The sequence below is a fragment of the Limnohabitans sp. Rim8 genome, assembly GCF_945901735.1.
In the GTDB taxonomy this organism is placed as follows: domain Bacteria; phylum Pseudomonadota; class Gammaproteobacteria; order Burkholderiales; family Burkholderiaceae_C; genus Limnohabitans_A.
The window spans coordinates 1-15,836 of the sequence record NZ_CAMDLM010000052.1; the positions used below are offsets into that span (position 1 = coordinate 1).

The following is a 15,836-nucleotide window of genomic DNA, read 5'->3' on the forward strand; positions in this document are numbered from 1 at the left end:
AGAACAAGACGGCGCAATTTACTCAATGTACTCACGTTGATCACTCCTGCCACCCTGCATAAAAAATAAGCAGGGTAGCTCTCAACGTGGCTCAATTTTCAACGTGTAAAGCTCGGAAATTGGCTCAGATTTGGTTGTGATTCAACACCAATGCACCGTGCGTGAGGCGGCAGATGGGGAAAAAGCCTTACAAACCCTGCAAGACCAGCACCATGATCTGGTGTTCATGGACATGGTGATGCCCCACATGGATGGCATTGAAGCCACGCGCACTCTGCGCGCCAGCCCACTGCCCTGGGTGGCCAGCACGCCCGTCATCGGCTTGACCGCGAATGTGAACCAACAGGACCTGGCACGCTTTGAAGCGGCTGGGCTGAACGTGTTGATGCTCAAGCCCTTCGAGCCCGAAAAATTGTGCGCACAAATCGAACGTTTGCTTGATCTGCGCGCGCCTTCTAGCACCACAGACTCAGCGACCAAGGCTTAGCCGCTCAGTTCGACCCAGCCTGGACCAAAGCGGGTGCCAACGGCGTGGCGTCAGTCCACTCGCCACTGCATCAGTCCACTCGCCACTGCATCAGTCCATTCGCCATCCCATCAACCTTAAAGCGGCCCTGGGACGTTTCGTGCCAGCGGGTGGTCGGCTCGGGATCAGCGGCGGCTGTGGTGTTGGCTCGGCGGGTTGGAGCGGGCGGTTTCTCGCAAATCAATGCCTTCGTGCTGCGCGATTTTTTCGAGCGCGTTTTCGAACAAGCTGCGTGCCGAACCTGAGATGGCGCGCAAATACGAATGCAGGTGCGCGTCTTCGGTGTTCTTGTTCAAGCATTCCTGGCTGTAGGTCTCAAAGCTGGCCAATTGCGCGATCAGCTCGGCCACATGCTTGGGGCACTCGCACAAGACGTTGGTTGAGATGCCCGCCACGCGCCGCAAAGTGTCGTCCGAGTATTTGCGACCGGCAATCACCGCCCCTTGGTGGCCATAGGCCTGGGCCCGGTCGCGGTCGACAAACAAAATCGACTGCAACAACTCGGCCAACTCGCTGTCCGAGATCGGGTTGCGCCGGACCGTCAAACCGGCCAACTTCATGGTTTGCACCACCCTGTCGGGCGCGAAGTGGTACAGCACGATGGTCTGCGCAAAGGGCTGACGCTGCAGCAGCGCCTGGATCGACTCGAACACCGTGTCCTGCAGCGAGTTGACCTGGACGAGCAGCACTTGCGGCTTGCCTGACAAAGGCGCGTGGTGCGCGGTGGCCAGATCGTCCATCACGTCGGTGACCTGTATGCGGTGCTGACTCAGAACAGCGGCAAATTGATGCGACTCGATGCGGTTGGCCAGGCCCAAACCCACCACCGCCAAACACACAGGCTGGGCCGGAGCCAACAACGCCGGGGCCTGATGGTCTGGATGACACAGCAGTCTCAGCTGCGCCAGATCCAAACGGGCAATGCTGCCAATGCCATGCCCGGCCCCCGACAACTGTTTGAGCAAGAGCGCCTTGGACACATCGTGCTCGGCAAACAAGCGTTGGTTGCCCTCGGTCTTGACGGGGGTGAAGGCGCCATAACGCGTTTGCCAGATGCGCAAAGTGGAGACCGGGATCTCGGTGGTTTTGGAGACGGCGCCGATGCGGTAGAGCGGTGACTGAGCGCTTGGGTTGTTGGACACAGAGGCCTTTTTTGTTTAGGTATTGCGTAGATTTTATGTCGAAAAATCTGATTAGACTAAAAATAAAAAAATTTGAGGAGTTATTTATCGCAAAATCCTACTCATGGAGGGTTTACACATGATTTCCAACAAAGCCATCAATGCCATGGATGTGTGCGTGATGATCGCTGCACATCAAAACCAAGGCCGCGTTTCCACCACCGAGCTGGCCCGACGCCTGCAACTGTCTGTCTCCAACCTGGAAAGCATCCTCAAGCCGCTGAAAGACCATCAGATCGTGTCGTCCCGCAAGGGCCCCGGCGGCGGCTATGAAATCAGGGGCGACTTGTCGATGATTTCCATGTGGGACATTGCCGCTGTGTTCGAGCCCACCTTGGCGCAGCAGAGCAGCGAAGCGCTGCCGCTTGAAGCAGCAGACTTCGAATGGGGACTGGAGCGGGTGATCATCGACACCTTGAGTCAGTCTGCTTTGTCCGATTTTGTGGTGGTGCAGGCGATGCACATTCCTGTTGAAGCGCCCATGGTCAACCGCTTCAAGTTCAAACCCCTGACAGCGCCCTTGGTGCCCAAGGCCCCCAACTCGGTGTTTCAGTTGCACATGGCTTTATAGGCTCTGCTAGCCTCTCGGGTTTGAAGGAGTCACCCGATGAGCACATTCAACAATCCCCAACAAACCTGGAACCAACGCTTTGCCGCAGAACACTACGTGTTTGGCCAAGCGCCCAACGCGTATCTGGAGTCACAAGCGGCGCATCTGACACCCGGCAACGCACTGGCCGTGGCCGATGGCGAAGGCCGCAACGGCGTGTGGCTGGCCAAGCAAGGCCTGCAGGTTGATGCCTTTGATTTTTCGGATAACGCCATCCTCAAAGCCCAAGCTTTGGCCCAAAGCCGACAAGTGAAAGTGAATTTTGTGTGCAGCGATTGGCAGTCGTTTGACTGGTGGCCTGCACATTACGACAACGTGGTGGGCATCTTTTTCCAGTTCGCCACGCCCGATGAACGCAGCGCCCTGTTTGCGCGCATGCTGGGCAGCCTCAAACCCGGCGGCACCCTGATCATTCAGGGCTACACGCCACGCCAACTGGACTTCAACACTGGCGGTCCCGGCAAACTGGCGCACATGTACGACGAAGCCCTGATGCTGGACGCCTTCGGCGAACTGGACATCCTGGACCTGCGCACCTACGAGGCCGAGATCACCGAGGGCACGGGCCACCAGGGCATGTCGGGCCTGCTGGGGCTGACGGCGCGCAAGCCGGGTTGAGGATTGATCAATACCGGGCGGCCATGGCCTCCAGCGACACGGGCTTGATCTGGCTGCCACGCCCGGCGCAGCCAAAGGCTTCAAAGCGGGCTTTGACGATGCCCGCTGCTGCTTTTTTAGCAGCGGCCAAAGCTTTGCGGGGATCGAACTCCGAGGGCTGCTGGGCAAACACCTGGCGCATGGCACCGGTCATGGCCAAGCGGATGTCGGTGTCGATGTTGACCTTGCGCACACCGCTTTGGATGCCGCGCACGATCTCTTCGACCGGCACACCATAGGTTTCCTTGATGTCGCCGCCGTATTGGCGAATGATCTGCAACCACTCTTGCGGCACGCTGGAGCTGCCGTGCATGACCAAATGGGTGTTGGGAATGGCCGCATGGATGGCCACGATGCGGTCCATGGCCAAGATGTCACCTGTGGGCGGGCGAGTGAATTTGTAAGCGCCGTGGCTGGTGCCAATGGCGATGGCCAAGGCGTCCACCCCGGTTTGGGCCACAAAATCTCTGGCCTGCAGCGGGTCGGTCAGCATCTGCTCGTGGCTGAGTTTGCCCTCGGCGCCCACACCGTCTTCTTCGCCCGCCTCGCCGGTTTCCAGCGAGCCAAGGCAGCCCAACTCCCCCTCCACAGACACGCCCACGGCGTGCGCCATTTCGCACACCTTTTGGGTCACGCCCACGTTGTACTCGTAGCTGGCAGGTGTCTTGGCATCGGCCATGAGCGAGCCATCCATCATCACGCTCGAAAAGCCCGAACGGATGGACTGCTGGCACTGTGCGGGGGTGGCCCCGTGGTCCTGGTGCAAAACCACCGGAATGTCGGGGTGCGTCTCGATGGCGGCCAGCACCAGATGGCGCAAATACGCCTCACCCGCGTATTTGCGCGCACCGGCCGAAGCTTGCAAGATGACCGGGCTGTCGGTGGCCTGTGCGGCCTCCATGATGGCCTGCACCTGTTCGAGGTTGTTGACGTTGAATGCGGGAATGCCGTAGCCGAATTCGGCGGCGTGGTCGAGAACTTGGCGCAATGAAACCAATGCCATGGTGAATGTCCTTGTAAATTAAAAAAATGAATGAAGGTCAAAGACCCACGGCCGAGCGCTGGGTCAAAATTTCAATGGCGGGCAGAGTCTTGCCTTCCAGGATTTCGAGGAAAGCACCGCCGCCGGTCGAGATGTAGCCCACCTGGTCTTCGATGCCGTATTTGGCAATCGCCGCCAGCGTGTCGCCACCGCCCGCGATGCTGAAGGCGCTGGACTCGGCAATGGCCTGCGCAATGACTTGGGTGCCGTTTTCAAAGGCCGCGAACTCGAACACGCCCACCGGGCCGTTCCACACAATCGTGCCTGCTTGCTTGAGCTGGGCGGCCAGCTTGGCCGCGGTCTCTGGGCCAATGTCCAGGATCAGGTCGTCATCGGCCACGTCGGTGGCTTTTTTGACCGTGGCCACCGCATCTGCTGAGAAGGTCTTGGCCGTCACCACATCGGTCGGAATCGGGACTTCTGCACCACGCGCTTTCATGGCCTCGATCACGGCTTTCGCCTCGTCCACCAAGTCGGCTTCGGCCAAGCTTTTGCCGATCTTCAGGCCTGCGGCCAACATGAAGGTGTTGGCAATGCCACCGCCCACGATCAGCTGGTCCACGTTTTTGGACAGGCTCTTCAAGATGGTCAGCTTGGTCGAGACTTTGCTGCCCGCCACGATGGCGACCAGCGAACGCTGGGGCGCGGTCAGCGCCTTGCTGATCGCATCGATCTCGGCCGACAGCAAGGGGCCTGCACAGGCAATCGGCGCGAACTGCGCGATGCCATAGGTTGTGCCTTCGGCGCGGTGCGCGGTGCCAAAGGCGTCGTTCACGTAGATGTCGCACAGATGGGCCAGCTTGCGGGCCAGCGCTTCGTCGTTTTTCTTCTCACCCTGGTTGAGACGGCAGTTTTCAAGCAACACCACTTGGCCGGGGGCGACGGTCACGCCATCCACCCAGTTGGCGATCAAAGGAACTTCCCGACCAAGCAACTCGCCCAAGCGCTTGGCCACCGGTGCCAGCGAATCTTCGGGCTTGAACTCGCCCTCGGTCGGGCGACCCAAATGGCTGGTCACCATCACGGCAGCCCCTGCGGCCAAGGCCATCTGGATGCAGGGCACGCTGGCGCGAATTCGGGTGTCTTCGGTGATACTGCCGTCATCGGCCTGGGGCACGTTCAGGTCGGCGCGGATGAACACGCGGCGGTTTTCGGCAAAGCCGCTTTTCGCCACATCGGCAAATCGCAGAACATTCATCGCACCCCCCCAGTCGCGCCGGACACCACGCGGGCCATTTCCAGGCACTTGTTGGAGTAGCCCCACTCGTTGTCGTACCAGGCCATGAGCTTGACGAAAGTGCTGTCCAGCGCCATGCCCGCTTCGGCGTCGAACACGCTGGTGCAGACCTCGCCACGGAAATCGGTGGACACCACTTTGGCTTCGGTGTAGCCCAAAACACGCTTCAATGCGCCCTGGCTTTGGGCTTTCATCTCGGCGCAAATCTCGGCGTAAGTGGCCGGATGGTCCAACTCCACGGTCAAGTCGACCAAGGACACATCGCTGGTGGGCACACGCACCGAGACGCCGGTCAACTTGCCTTTCATGGCAGGGATCACCACGCCCACGGCCTTGGCCGCGCCAGTGCTGCTGGGGATGATGTTTTCCAAAATGCCACGCCCACCGCGCCAGTCTTTGTTGCTGGGACCATCCACGGTTTTTTGCGTGGCGGTCGCGGCGTGCACGGTGGTCATCAAACCGCGTTTGATGCCCCATTTGTCGTGCAGCACTTTGGCCAAGGGCGCCAAAGCGTTGGTGGTGCAGCTGGCGTTGCTGACGATGGCTTGCCCCGCGTAGCTGGCGTGGTTCACGCCAAACACAAACATGGGCGTGTCATCTTTTGAAGGGGCCGAGATGACCACTTTTTTAGCCCCTGCGGTCAAGTGTTTGCCAGCACCTTCTTGGTCGAGGAACAAGCCTGTGGCTTCGATCACCACGTCCGCGCCGACCTCGTTCCATTTCAAATTCGCGGGGTCGCGCTCTTGCGTCAGGCGAATTCGTTGGCCGTTCACGATCAGGGTGCTGCCTTCAACGCTCACGTCGCCGTCAAAACGGCCGTGCACGCTGTCGTATTGCAGCATGTACGCCAGGTAATCGGGTTCCAGCAAATCGTTGATGGCGACCACCTCCACGTCCTGGAAGTTTTGCACCGCTGCGCGGAACACCATGCGGCCGATGCGGCCAAATCCGTTGATGCCAATTTTTGTCGTCATGAAAAATCTCTCTATCGGGAAATGAATGGATACAGCTTGAAATATCGGGGGTTACAGCAAGGCTGAGAAATCGTCGATCACCCGGTCAGGCGAACAGGTGTGCACCGACTCGCCCATGTTGTAGCCATAGGGCAGCAACCAGACTGGCACACCCGCGTTGCGCGCCGTGGCCGCATCGATCGACGAATCGCCCACAAACAGGGCGTCTGACGCTTTGAGCTGCCAACGCGCCAAGCAATCGACCACGCTGGTCGGGTCGGGTTTCTTGACGGGGAACGTGTCGCCGCTGATCACCACATCAAACGCCGCTTGCAGGTCGTGCACGCGCAGCACGGTGTCGGTGTAGCGGCCTTCTTTGTTGGTCACCACCGCCAACTTGCAGCCGCGTGCGCGCAAAGCGGCCAGCACTTCGCGCACCTGCGGGTACAGGTGGCTGCGTGTGCCGCAGCGGGCCTGGTAACAGCGGTCAAAAATCGGCAGCGCCTGCTTCAGGTCGGGGCCCTTGCGCACGGCCTCGACCGTGGTGTGGGTCACGCTGGCCAAGGCCTGAATCAGCAGCTCTTTGGTGCCATGCCCGATCCAGTCATTGACCTGGGTTTGGGTCACTTCAGGCCAGTCGAAATAGCGCAAGGTGTCGTTCACCGCATCGGCAATTTCGGGGGCGGTTTCGACCAAGGTGCCATCCAGGTCGAAAAAATAAGCTTTTTTGTGTGACGTCATCACGAGCCTTCAGTTGTCAGAGGGGACGATGTGTTCAGGCAAGGCCTGCGCCTGGCGGTGCTGGTGGCGGTGCACCAGCGTGCGCACGGCCTCGCACACGCGCTCGCGGGTGATGCCAAAGTGCGCATACAGCGCCGGGGCCGGGGCCGACTCACCAAAGCTGGCGATGCCGATCACCATGCCCGTGCGGCCCACGTACTTGCGCCAGAAGTCAGGGTGCGCCGCCTCCACCGCCACCGTGGGCAAGCCCAAGGGGAGCACGCTGTCTTGGTAAGCATCGCTTTGCCGGTCAAACACATTGGTGCAGGGCATGGACACCACCCGCGTGGCCACGCCTTGGGTGGCCAGGTCCGCTTGTGCCTGCATGGCCAGCGAAATCTCAGAGCCTGTGGCCACGATGATGGCTTGCGCGCCCGGCATGTCGCTCAAGATGTAACCACCGTGGCGCACCTTGTCGGCATCGGCCACGCTGCTGAGCAGCTGGGGCAGGTTCTGGCGCGACAAAGCCAAGGCGCTGGGTCCATCGCGCCGCTCCACCGCACAGGCCCAGGCCACAGCGGTCTCCAGCCCGTCGGCCGGACGCCACACGTCCAGGCCCGGAATGATGCGCAAGCTGGGCACATGCTCCACGCTTTGGTGCGTGGGGCCGTCTTCGCCCAGACCAATCGAGTCGTGCGTGAAGACATGGATCACGCGTTTTTTCATGAGCGCCGCCATGCGGATGGCGTTGCGCGAATAATCCGAAAACGTCAGGAAGGTGCCGCCATAGGGAATGAAACCACCATGCAGCGCCATGCCGTTCATGATGGCGGCCATGCCGAACTCGCGCACGCCATACGACAGGTGGTTGCCCCAGGTGTCGCGGCCGGCCTTGGTACAGCCTTTGAAGTTGGTCAGGTTCGAGCCGGTGAGGTCGGCGCTTCCGCCAAAAAACTCGGGCAACAAGGGGGCCAACACATCCAGCGCGTTTTGGCTGGCTTTGCGGGTGGCCACCGCATCGGGCTTAGCCACAATGGCGGCCAGCGCCTGGGCCAGACCTTGGGTGTAAGCAGCGCTCAAATCGCCACGCATGCGGCGCTCGAACTCGGCGGCATCTTGCGGGTACAGATTTTTGTAGTCAGCAAACAACTGGTCCCACTGGGCTTGCGCGGCCACGCCACGTGCGGTGGCGTCCCAGGCTTGGCGCACATCGTCCGGGATCTCAAAGGGTGCGTGTGGCCAGTTCAAGGCTTCGCGGGTGGCCGCAATTTCGGCAGCGCCCAGCGCAGCGCCATGCACATCGTGGGTGCCCGCCTTGTTGGGCGAGCCCATGCCGATCACGGTTTTGCAGCAAATCAGGGTTGGGCGGCCGTTGGCTTGTTGCGCCTGCGCCTTGGCCGCTTCAATGGCGGCATGCACGGCTTGCGGGTCGTGACCATCCACCGCAGGGATCACGTTCCAGCCATAGGCCTCAAAACGCTTGGGCGTGTCGTCGGTGAACCAGCCTTCCACATGGCCGTCGATCGAGATGCCATTGTCGTCGTACAGCGCCACCAACTTGGACAGGCGCAGGGTGCCGGCCAGCGAACAGGCTTCATGGCTGATGCCTTCCATCAGGCAGCCATCGCCCAAGAACACATAGGTCATGTGGTCCACGATGTCCAGACGACGTCCATCCTCTTCGCGGTTGAACTCTTGTGCCAACATTTTTTCGGCCAGCGCCATGCCTACCGCGTTGGTGATGCCCTGGCCCAAAGGGCCGGTGGTGGTTTCCACGCCCGGGGTGATGTCGACCTCGGGGTGACCTGGGGTTTTGCTGTGCAGTTGGCGAAATTTTTTCAGTTCCGCCATCGGCAAGTCGTAGCCGGTCAGGTGCAGCAAGGCATAGATCAACATCGAGCCGTGACCGTTGGACAGCACAAAGCGGTCGCGGTTGGCCCATTGTGGGTTGAGGGGGTTGTGTTGCAGGTGGCGGTTCCACAGCACTTCGGCAATATCGGCCATGCCCATGGGCGCGCCGGGGTGGCCGGATTTGGCGGCTTCGACGGCATCAACCGCCAGCATGCGCACGGCGTTGGCCATGCGCTGGGCCATTTCAGTTGTGGGGTGCGGCGTGGACAAGGCGGTGTTCATCGTGCGCCTCCTGCTCAAGCCTGGCCCAACGCCCGTTTGCGGCGCTCCATCATGCGCCAGACAAAGGGCGTGAAGATCAGTTGCATGGCGATTTCCATCTTGCCGCCGGGCACCACGATGGTGTTGGCACGGCTCATCCAGGAGTCGTTGATCATGTTGAGCAAGTAGGGAAAGTCGATGCCTTTGGGGTTGGCAAATCGGATCACCACCACGCTTTCATCGGCTGACGGGATGTCGCGCGAGATGAAGGGATTGGAGGTGTCCACCATGGGCACGCGCTGGAAGTTGACGTGCGTGTGCTCAAACTGCGGCACGATGTAATTCACATAGTCGGGCATGCGGCGCAAGATGGTGTCGGTCACCGCCTCGGTGCTGTAGCCGCGCTGGTGCTTGTCGCGCCAGAGTTTCTGAATCCACTCCAGGTTGATGACCGGCACCACGCCCACGCGCAAATCGGGATGCTGCGCAATGTTGTGCTCGGGCGTGACCACGGCGCCGTGCAAGCCCTCGTAAAACAGCATGTCGGTATCGTTCGGCAGGTCTTCCCAAGGGGTGAACGTGCCGGGTTCTTGTTGGTAAGGCGCGGCCTCTTCGGCGTTGTGCAGGTATTTGCGGGCTTTGCCCTGGCCTGTGGCACCGTAGGTGCGAAAGAGGTTTTCAATCTCACCAAAGAGGTTGTTCTCAGCACTGAAGTGGCTGAAATGTTTGTTGCCATCTTTTTCTGCGTCTGCGCCGCGTTTTTTCATCTCTTTGCGGTCAAAGCGGTGAAAGCTGTCGCCTTCGATGATGGCGGCCTTCACGCCTTCGCGGCGGAAAATGTTCGAAAAAGTGCGCGTCACGGTGGACGTGCCCGCGCCGCTGGAGCCGGTGATGGCAATGATGGGGTGGCGTTCAGACATGGGATTTCCTTGTAGTTTTCAAATTCGGTGGCTGCCGTGTGGGCGGCTCAATCGCGGAACAAGCTGCGCTCAGCAAACAGCGGGGCAAAACTGTCTTGTTTGGGGGGCTCGGCGTGGTAACGCTCAATGCGCTCGACCTCGTTTTTGGAGCCAAACACCAGGCCAATGCGCTGGTGCAAGCTGGTGGGCTGCACGCTCAGCATGGGCACTTGACCGGTGCTGGCGCGGCCACCGGCTTGCTCCATGATGAAGCCGACCGGGTTGGCCTCGTACAACAAGCGCAAGCGGCCGGGCTTGCTCGGGTCTTTGGTGTCGCGGGGGTACATGAACACGCCGCCACGCATCAAGATGCGGTGGGCCTCGGCCACCATGGAGGCGATCCAGCGCATGTTGAAGTCCTTGCCACGCGGGCCGGTTTTGCCCGCCAGGCATTCGTCCACATAGCGCTTGACCGGGGCTTCCCAAAAGCGGCTGTTGGAGGCGTTAATGGCGAATTCCTGCGTGTCTTCGGGCACGCGCAACTCGGGGTGGGTCAGCATGAACTCGCCCATCACCGGGTCGAGCGTGAAACCGGCCACACCATTGCCCACGCTCAGCACCAGCATGGTGGTGGGGCCGTACAAGGCATAACCGGCGGCAATCTGGCGGGTACCCGGCTGGAAGAAATCGGCCTCGGTCAAGGGCCCGCCCTCGGCGGTGGCGTCGGGCGCACGCAGCACACTGAAAATGCTGCCCACCGACACGTTCACGTCAATGTTGCTGGAGCCGTCCAGCGGGTCAAACACCAGCAGGTATTTGCCACGGGGGTGTTGCGGCGGAATGTCGTAGGGCAAGTCCATCTCTTCAGACGCCATGCCCGCCAAATGACCGCCCCACTCGTTCATGCGGATGAACAAGTCGTTGCTGACCACGTCGAGTTTTTTCTGGGTTTCGCCCTGCACGTTGATGCTGCCGCCAGCGTCGGCCGCATGGTTGCCATACATGTCGGCCAATGCGCCATAGGCCACCGATTTGGCAATGGCTTTGCAGGCCATGGCCACGTCCAAAATCAAGGCATTGAAGTCGCCACTGGCATCGGGAAATCTACGGCGCTCTTCGATCAGGTACTGCGTCAGGGTGGGCGTGGTGCGGGGGCTCAAGGACATGGGGCAAACACTCTCTGAAGTTTTTTTAAAAAAGTCGCGAATTCGAAATTCGGCTCAGGCCAAGGCGGCTTGCTTGAGCGCTTGCATCACGCCCCGGTAGCCACCGTCGGCATCGGGCGCACCAAACACGGCACTGCCCGCCACACAGGTGTCGGCACCGGCGGCCACGATCTGCGCGATGTTGTCGGTCTTCACGCCGCCATCCACCTCCAGCACGATGGACTGGCCGCCCCGGGCCACATGGGTGTTGATGCGCTGGCGCGCCGCTTGCAGCTTGGGCAAAGTGGAGGGGATGAACTTTTGGCCACCAAAACCGGGGTTCACGCTCATGAGCAGCACCACGTCCAGGCGGTCCATCACATGGTCCATCCATTCCAGCGGGGTGGCGGGGTTGAACACCAGACCGGCCTTGCAGCCGTGGTCACGGATCATTTGCAAAGTGCGGTCCACATGGCGGCTGGCTTCGGGGTGAAAGGTGATGATGTTGGCACCGGCCTTGGCAAACAAGGGCACCAGCGCATCGACCGGCTCGACCATCAAATGCACATCGATCGGAATTTGCACATGCGGGCGGATGGCTTCGCACACCAGCGGGCCAATGGTCAGGTTGGGCACGTAATGGTTGTCCATCACGTCAAAGTGCACCCAGTCCGCGCCTGCGGCTTCAATGGCGCGGACCTCCTCGCCCAAACGGGCAAAGTCGGCGGACAAGATGGACGGGGCGATGCGGACGGGGTTCATGCCTGAGCCTTGAAAGCGGTGTGGTGCCATTCACGCAGCTGCGCCAGCCCCACGCCTTGCAGGCTGGGGCAGATGCGCAATGCGCCTTTGAAATCGTGCGCGGCTGTGAAATCGTTGGGGGTGATGACCGTGGGCAGACCTGCAGCCAGGGCAGCGCGCAGGCCGTTTTCGGAATCTTCAAACGCCAGACAATGCTCGGGCGCAAGACCCAGCCGCGAGAGGGTTTGCTGGTAGACCATCGGGTCGGGTTTTTTGCGCGGCGCGGTCGAGGCGTCTTCGATCACAGAAAAATTCAGCATCCAGTCCGGCCCGATGGCCTGGCGCAGCAGGGCCGCGATGTTCACGGGTGAGGTGGTGGTGGCAATGGCCAGTTTGAGCCCCGCCGCACTGGCGGCCGACAGCAGCGCCAGCACGCCCGGGCGCATGTGCACCGCGCCGTTTTGCACCGCTTGCTCGTAGGCGGCGGTTTTGATCTCGTGCAAATGGTCAATCGTCTCCTGCATGCCCGCGCCCGTGATGTCCTTGGGCTGGGTCTCCAGGGTTTGCCAATACGCCTTGATGCGCTCTTTGCCGCCCGACACCGCCAACAAGCGGGTGTACAGCGGCACATCCCAGTGCCAATCCAGGCCCACCTCGGAGAAGGCATGGTTGAACGCCGCCAAATGGGCCATTTCGGTGTCGGCCAAGGTGCCGTCGACATCAAAGATCAGTGCTTTCAACATGGGGTGCAGCCCTTCGTGAGGAAGAAGGGCTCCACTTTAAAAAGGTCTGGGGCTCAGGACAATTCAATATTGGCAATTGGTTAATTAAGTAAAAGCTTAATACACAAAGGCGAATACTGGGCACCAGAGCCCATCGCACGCCTGGCCACAGCAGCAAATCCGGCCCAAGGCCGCAAGCCGATCCTCTGCCATCGGCCTGCCTGCCCCATACTTTGCAAGCCAACCCCATCGCTAGAATGAGCCTGCAAACCTGCCCAGCCCACCAGAGCACCCCATGAACACCCTGCCTGTTGACGACCCTTTGCGCATAGCGCTGCACAACGAGGTCCATGCCCGCCCCAGCGCCCGCATCCGTTTGCCAGCCTTCATCGTCTTGGTGGGTGTATTCAACAACGGGGTCAGCCGCGAGCAGGAATGGGAGCACCTCAAGCGCCTGCAACCCGATTTGATGCTCGAGGAGATGCAAGGCAACTTTGTGCGTTTGCGCCTGGGGGCCTACACCCTCAAATGGGAGCGGCACACCGAATTCACCCGCTACTCGCTGGTCCAGCCACTGCCGCAAGACGCAGGCCTGGACGCCCAAGACCCGGAGCTGCTGTCTTTCCTGGCCTTGCCCGACGGTTGGCTGGCCGCCATTCCCGGGCGCACCTTTGCTGCGGTCAAGCTCATCATGCTGCACGACGACCTGAGCGACCCGCAGCAATCCTTGCGCAAAGCGCGGCATTGGTTTGGCGATCACACCGTAGTGGCCTCGCGCATGGGCAACCCCGCACACTCCTTGGTGGTGACCGACTTCCATTTGCGCCCCAGTGGCTTTGAGCGCATCTTGGTGCTGGCCCCACAAGCCACCAGCGACACGCGCGGTGGCCGCATCTCGCAACGCTTGCTGGAACTGGAAACCTACCGCCTGATGGCCCTGCGCGGCTTGCCGGTGGCCAAAGCCGTGGGCGCGCAACTGGGGCTGGCCGAGCGCGAATTGGCCGATATCACGGCCGCCCTGCAAAACAAGGCCGCACAAGACCAGACCATGCTCGACCGCCTGATCAGTCTGGCCGCCTCGGTCGAACTCATCACCGCCGAGCACTCCTTTCGCTTTGCCGCCACTGCCGCTTACGACAATCTGGTGCGCGAGCGCATTGCCGAGCTGCGCGAATCGCCTATCAGCGGCACCCAAACCATTGGCGAATTCATGCGGCGGCGCTTGTCGCCCGCCATGGCCACGGTGGCCGCCACAGCGCAGCGCCTGACCTCACTTTCTGAGCGCATCAGTCGCACCAGCGCCCTGCTGCGAACACGCGTGGACATCGCCACCGAAGAACAAAACAGCCAGTTACTGGCCAAGCTGACCAAAGGCCAAGAGCTTCAACTGCGCTTGCAAACCACGGTGGAAGGCCTGTCGATCGCGGCCATCTCGTACTACGTCATTAGCCTCTTGCTGTACCTGGGCAAAGCCGCCAACGCCGCAGGCCTGCCGATTCACCCCGAAATGGCCGCGGGCGCTTTCGTGCCTCTGGTGCTGTGGTTGGTTTGGCGCACCAACAAGCGCATCCACGACAAACTGCGCCGCGAGGGTTGATCCCTCGCATTCAACCGCAAGACTTGAGCTTGAGGTTCAAGCATGCACTCGTATTTGCCCGATTGCGCGGCGAGTTCGTCGCGGCCAGTTCGGCGCGGCTGCAAGGTGCTTTAAATCGACAAGGCCTGCACCGCCTGGTGGTGCGTCAGGAACACTTGACCGCTCAACTCGGCCAGCAAATGGCTGCGCTGCAAACGGTCGAGCATGGGGCCTTTGACTTCTGACAGGTGCAGCTGCACGCCCGAAGTCTGCAAACGCTCATTGATGGTCCCCAGGCTTTCCATCGCGCTGGCATCGATGTCGTTGACTGCCGAACACTGCAACACCACATGCCGCAAGCCCGACCGCATGGCCACCTGGGCCGCGATGGTGTCTTCCAGAAATCGGGCGTTGGCAAAGTACAGGCTTTCGTCCACGCGCAGACCCAAAATGCCCGACTGCTCCAGAACCGCATGACGCAGCACATTGCGGTAATGCTCGGTGCCCGGCACCTGCCCCACCACCGCGATGTGCGGGCGGCTGGTGCGGTACAGCAGCAGCAGCACCGAGGCGCTCACGCCCGCGATCAGCCCGGCCTCCACACCCACCGCCAAGGTCAGGCCAAAGGTCAGGAACAAGGCGATGAAATCAGCCTTGGCGTAATGCCAGGTGCGGGCAAACACCCCGACATCGACCAAGGTGAGCACGGCCACCATGATGGTGGCGGCCAAGGTGGCCTGCGGCAAATGAAAGAGCCAAGGCGTCAAGAACAAGGCCGCCAGTGCCAGCCCCACAGCGGTGTAGATGCCTGCTGCAGGCGTGCGTGCACCCGCATCAAAATTGACCACCGAACGCGAAAAACCGCCCGTGACCGGAAAGCCACCACTCAAACCTGCACCCAAATTGCTCAGGCCCAACGCACGCAACTCGGCATCGGGGTCGATGCGTTCGCGCCGCTTGGCCGCCAGCGACTGGCCCACCGACACCGACTCCACAAAACCCACCAAGGAAATCAGCAAAGCGGGCACCCACAAAGCCTGGGCCAGCGCCCATGTGGCGGCCCACCCACCGGGCGATTCACCAGGCAAGGTCAAGGGCGGCAAGCCTTGCGGCACCGTGCCGACCACCCGCACGCCCTGCTCAGCCAACTGCCACACGGCTGACAAGGCAATGCTCAAGAGCAGCACCGCCACCGGGGCCGCCTTGGCCGCCAGATCGGCCGCGCCCGCAGACACCCCCAAGCGCTTGAGCACGGGCTTGAGTTCGCGGCGCACCAGCAGCAGCAAAGCCAAAGCCCCCAGCCCCATCACACTGGTCGGCACATGCAGACTGGGCAAGTTGTGCCACAGCTGCGGCAGCAGCTGCAAGAGGTTCTCGCCATGTAGCGGCACACCCAACAAATGTTTGAGCTGACTGGCCGCGATCAGCAAACCCGACGCCGAGACAAAGCCCGAGATGACAGGGTGGCTCAAAAAATTGGCCAAAAAACCCAGCCGCGCTGCACCCATCACCAGCATGATGGCCCCGCTGAGCAGCGCCAGCATCAAAGCCGCCTCGGTGTAAGCCACGCTGCCTTGCGCCGCCACCGCACCCACACTGGCCGCCGTCATCAGCGAGGTCACCGCCGCAGGCCCCACAGCCAAGGTGCCGCTGCTGCCCATCAAGGCGTACAGCACCAAGGGGGCCATGCTGGCGTACAGGCCCGCCTGCGCGGG

The 15,836-nt window shown here is 61.2% G+C and carries 15 protein-coding genes; 4 read left to right on the forward strand and 11 right to left on the reverse strand.

Translation table 11 applies throughout. The annotated features are described in order from the left end of the window. Positions 1-136: 136 nt before the first annotated feature. Positions 137-487 (forward strand): response regulator, encoded by a 351-nt coding sequence (locus Q0O99_RS16805; RefSeq protein ID WP_293753122.1) that lies wholly within the window; start codon positions 137-139, stop codon positions 485-487. Positions 488-651: 164 nt separating this feature from the next. Here the strand turns inward: Q0O99_RS16805 and Q0O99_RS16810 are convergent, their stop codons facing one another. After that, positions 652-1,668, reverse strand: coding sequence for a MerR family transcriptional regulator (locus tag Q0O99_RS16810; RefSeq protein ID WP_293753123.1), 1,017 nt, complete (start codon positions 1,666-1,668; stop codon positions 652-654). Between the two features lie 118 nt (positions 1,669-1,786). Here Q0O99_RS16810 and Q0O99_RS16815 point away from each other — a divergent pair, with 118 nt between their 5' ends. Together Q0O99_RS16815 and Q0O99_RS16820 are read left to right on the forward strand one after the other, a co-directional pair. Beyond that, positions 1,787-2,278 carry an Rrf2 family transcriptional regulator gene (locus tag Q0O99_RS16815; RefSeq protein WP_293753124.1) on the forward strand — a complete coding sequence of 164 codons (492 nt, stop codon included), beginning with the start codon at positions 1,787-1,789 and terminating at the stop codon, positions 2,276-2,278. 36 nt (positions 2,279-2,314) lie between these two features. Continuing rightward, entirely contained in the window at positions 2,315-2,935 is a 621-nt protein-coding gene (locus Q0O99_RS16820) for a bifunctional 2-polyprenyl-6-hydroxyphenol methylase/3-demethylubiquinol 3-O-methyltransferase UbiG (RefSeq protein WP_293753125.1), read from the forward strand. Between the two features lie 7 nt (positions 2,936-2,942). On the opposite strand, the gene fba is transcribed toward Q0O99_RS16820, so the two are convergent. Genes fba through Q0O99_RS16865 form a run of 9 tightly spaced genes read right to left on the reverse strand, consistent with a single transcriptional unit; the run spans position 2,943 to position 12,566 of the window. Beyond that, positions 2,943-3,977, reverse strand: coding sequence for a class II fructose-bisphosphate aldolase (gene fba, locus Q0O99_RS16825; RefSeq protein ID WP_293753126.1), 1,035 nt, complete (start codon positions 3,975-3,977; stop codon positions 2,943-2,945). A 37-nt stretch (positions 3,978-4,014) separates the two neighbouring features. Further along, positions 4,015-5,214, reverse strand: coding sequence for a phosphoglycerate kinase (locus tag Q0O99_RS16830; protein ID WP_293753127.1), 1,200 nt, complete (start codon positions 5,212-5,214; stop codon positions 4,015-4,017). Then, a complete protein-coding gene (gene gap, locus Q0O99_RS16835; protein ID WP_293753128.1) occupies positions 5,211-6,227 on the reverse strand; it encodes a type I glyceraldehyde-3-phosphate dehydrogenase in 1,017 nt (338 codons plus the stop codon). Before gap ends, Q0O99_RS16830 begins: the two co-directional genes overlap by 4 nt. 51 nt (positions 6,228-6,278) lie before the next feature. Further along, positions 6,279-6,947, reverse strand: coding sequence for an HAD-IA family hydrolase (locus tag Q0O99_RS16840; RefSeq protein WP_293753129.1), 669 nt, complete (start codon positions 6,945-6,947; stop codon positions 6,279-6,281). A 9-nt stretch (positions 6,948-6,956) separates the two neighbouring features. Next, on the reverse strand, positions 6,957-9,059 hold the full coding sequence (tkt, locus tag Q0O99_RS16845; protein ID WP_293753130.1) for a transketolase: 2,103 nt from the start codon (positions 9,057-9,059) through the stop codon (positions 6,957-6,959). 14 nt (positions 9,060-9,073) lie between these two features. Continuing rightward, the gene (locus tag Q0O99_RS16850) at positions 9,074-9,958 is read right to left on the reverse strand and encodes a phosphoribulokinase (protein ID WP_293753131.1); all 885 of its coding nucleotides are present in this window, start codon (positions 9,956-9,958) and stop codon (positions 9,074-9,076) included. A 47-nt stretch (positions 9,959-10,005) separates the two neighbouring features. Continuing rightward, entirely contained in the window at positions 10,006-11,103 is a 1,098-nt protein-coding gene (locus Q0O99_RS16855; protein ID WP_293753132.1) for a class 1 fructose-bisphosphatase, read from the reverse strand. Positions 11,104-11,157: 54 nt separating this feature from the next. Further along, a complete protein-coding gene (rpe, locus tag Q0O99_RS16860; protein ID WP_293753133.1) occupies positions 11,158-11,844 on the reverse strand; it encodes a ribulose-phosphate 3-epimerase in 687 nt (228 codons plus the stop codon). Further along, the gene (locus Q0O99_RS16865) at positions 11,841-12,566 is read right to left on the reverse strand and encodes an HAD-IA family hydrolase (protein WP_293753134.1); all 726 of its coding nucleotides are present in this window, start codon (positions 12,564-12,566) and stop codon (positions 11,841-11,843) included. The genes rpe and Q0O99_RS16865 overlap by 4 nt, the downstream gene beginning before the upstream one ends. Before the next feature lie 274 nt (positions 12,567-12,840). Between Q0O99_RS16865 and Q0O99_RS16870 the strand changes: the two genes are divergently transcribed. Next, the gene (locus Q0O99_RS16870) at positions 12,841-14,142 is read left to right on the forward strand and encodes a DUF3422 family protein (protein ID WP_293753135.1); all 1,302 of its coding nucleotides are present in this window, start codon (positions 12,841-12,843) and stop codon (positions 14,140-14,142) included. 110 nt (positions 14,143-14,252) lie between these two features. On the opposite strand, the gene Q0O99_RS16875 is transcribed toward Q0O99_RS16870, so the two are convergent. Next, positions 14,253-15,836 (reverse strand): SulP family inorganic anion transporter (locus Q0O99_RS16875; RefSeq protein ID WP_293753136.1); only part of this gene is annotated, 1,584 nt, incomplete at its 5' end.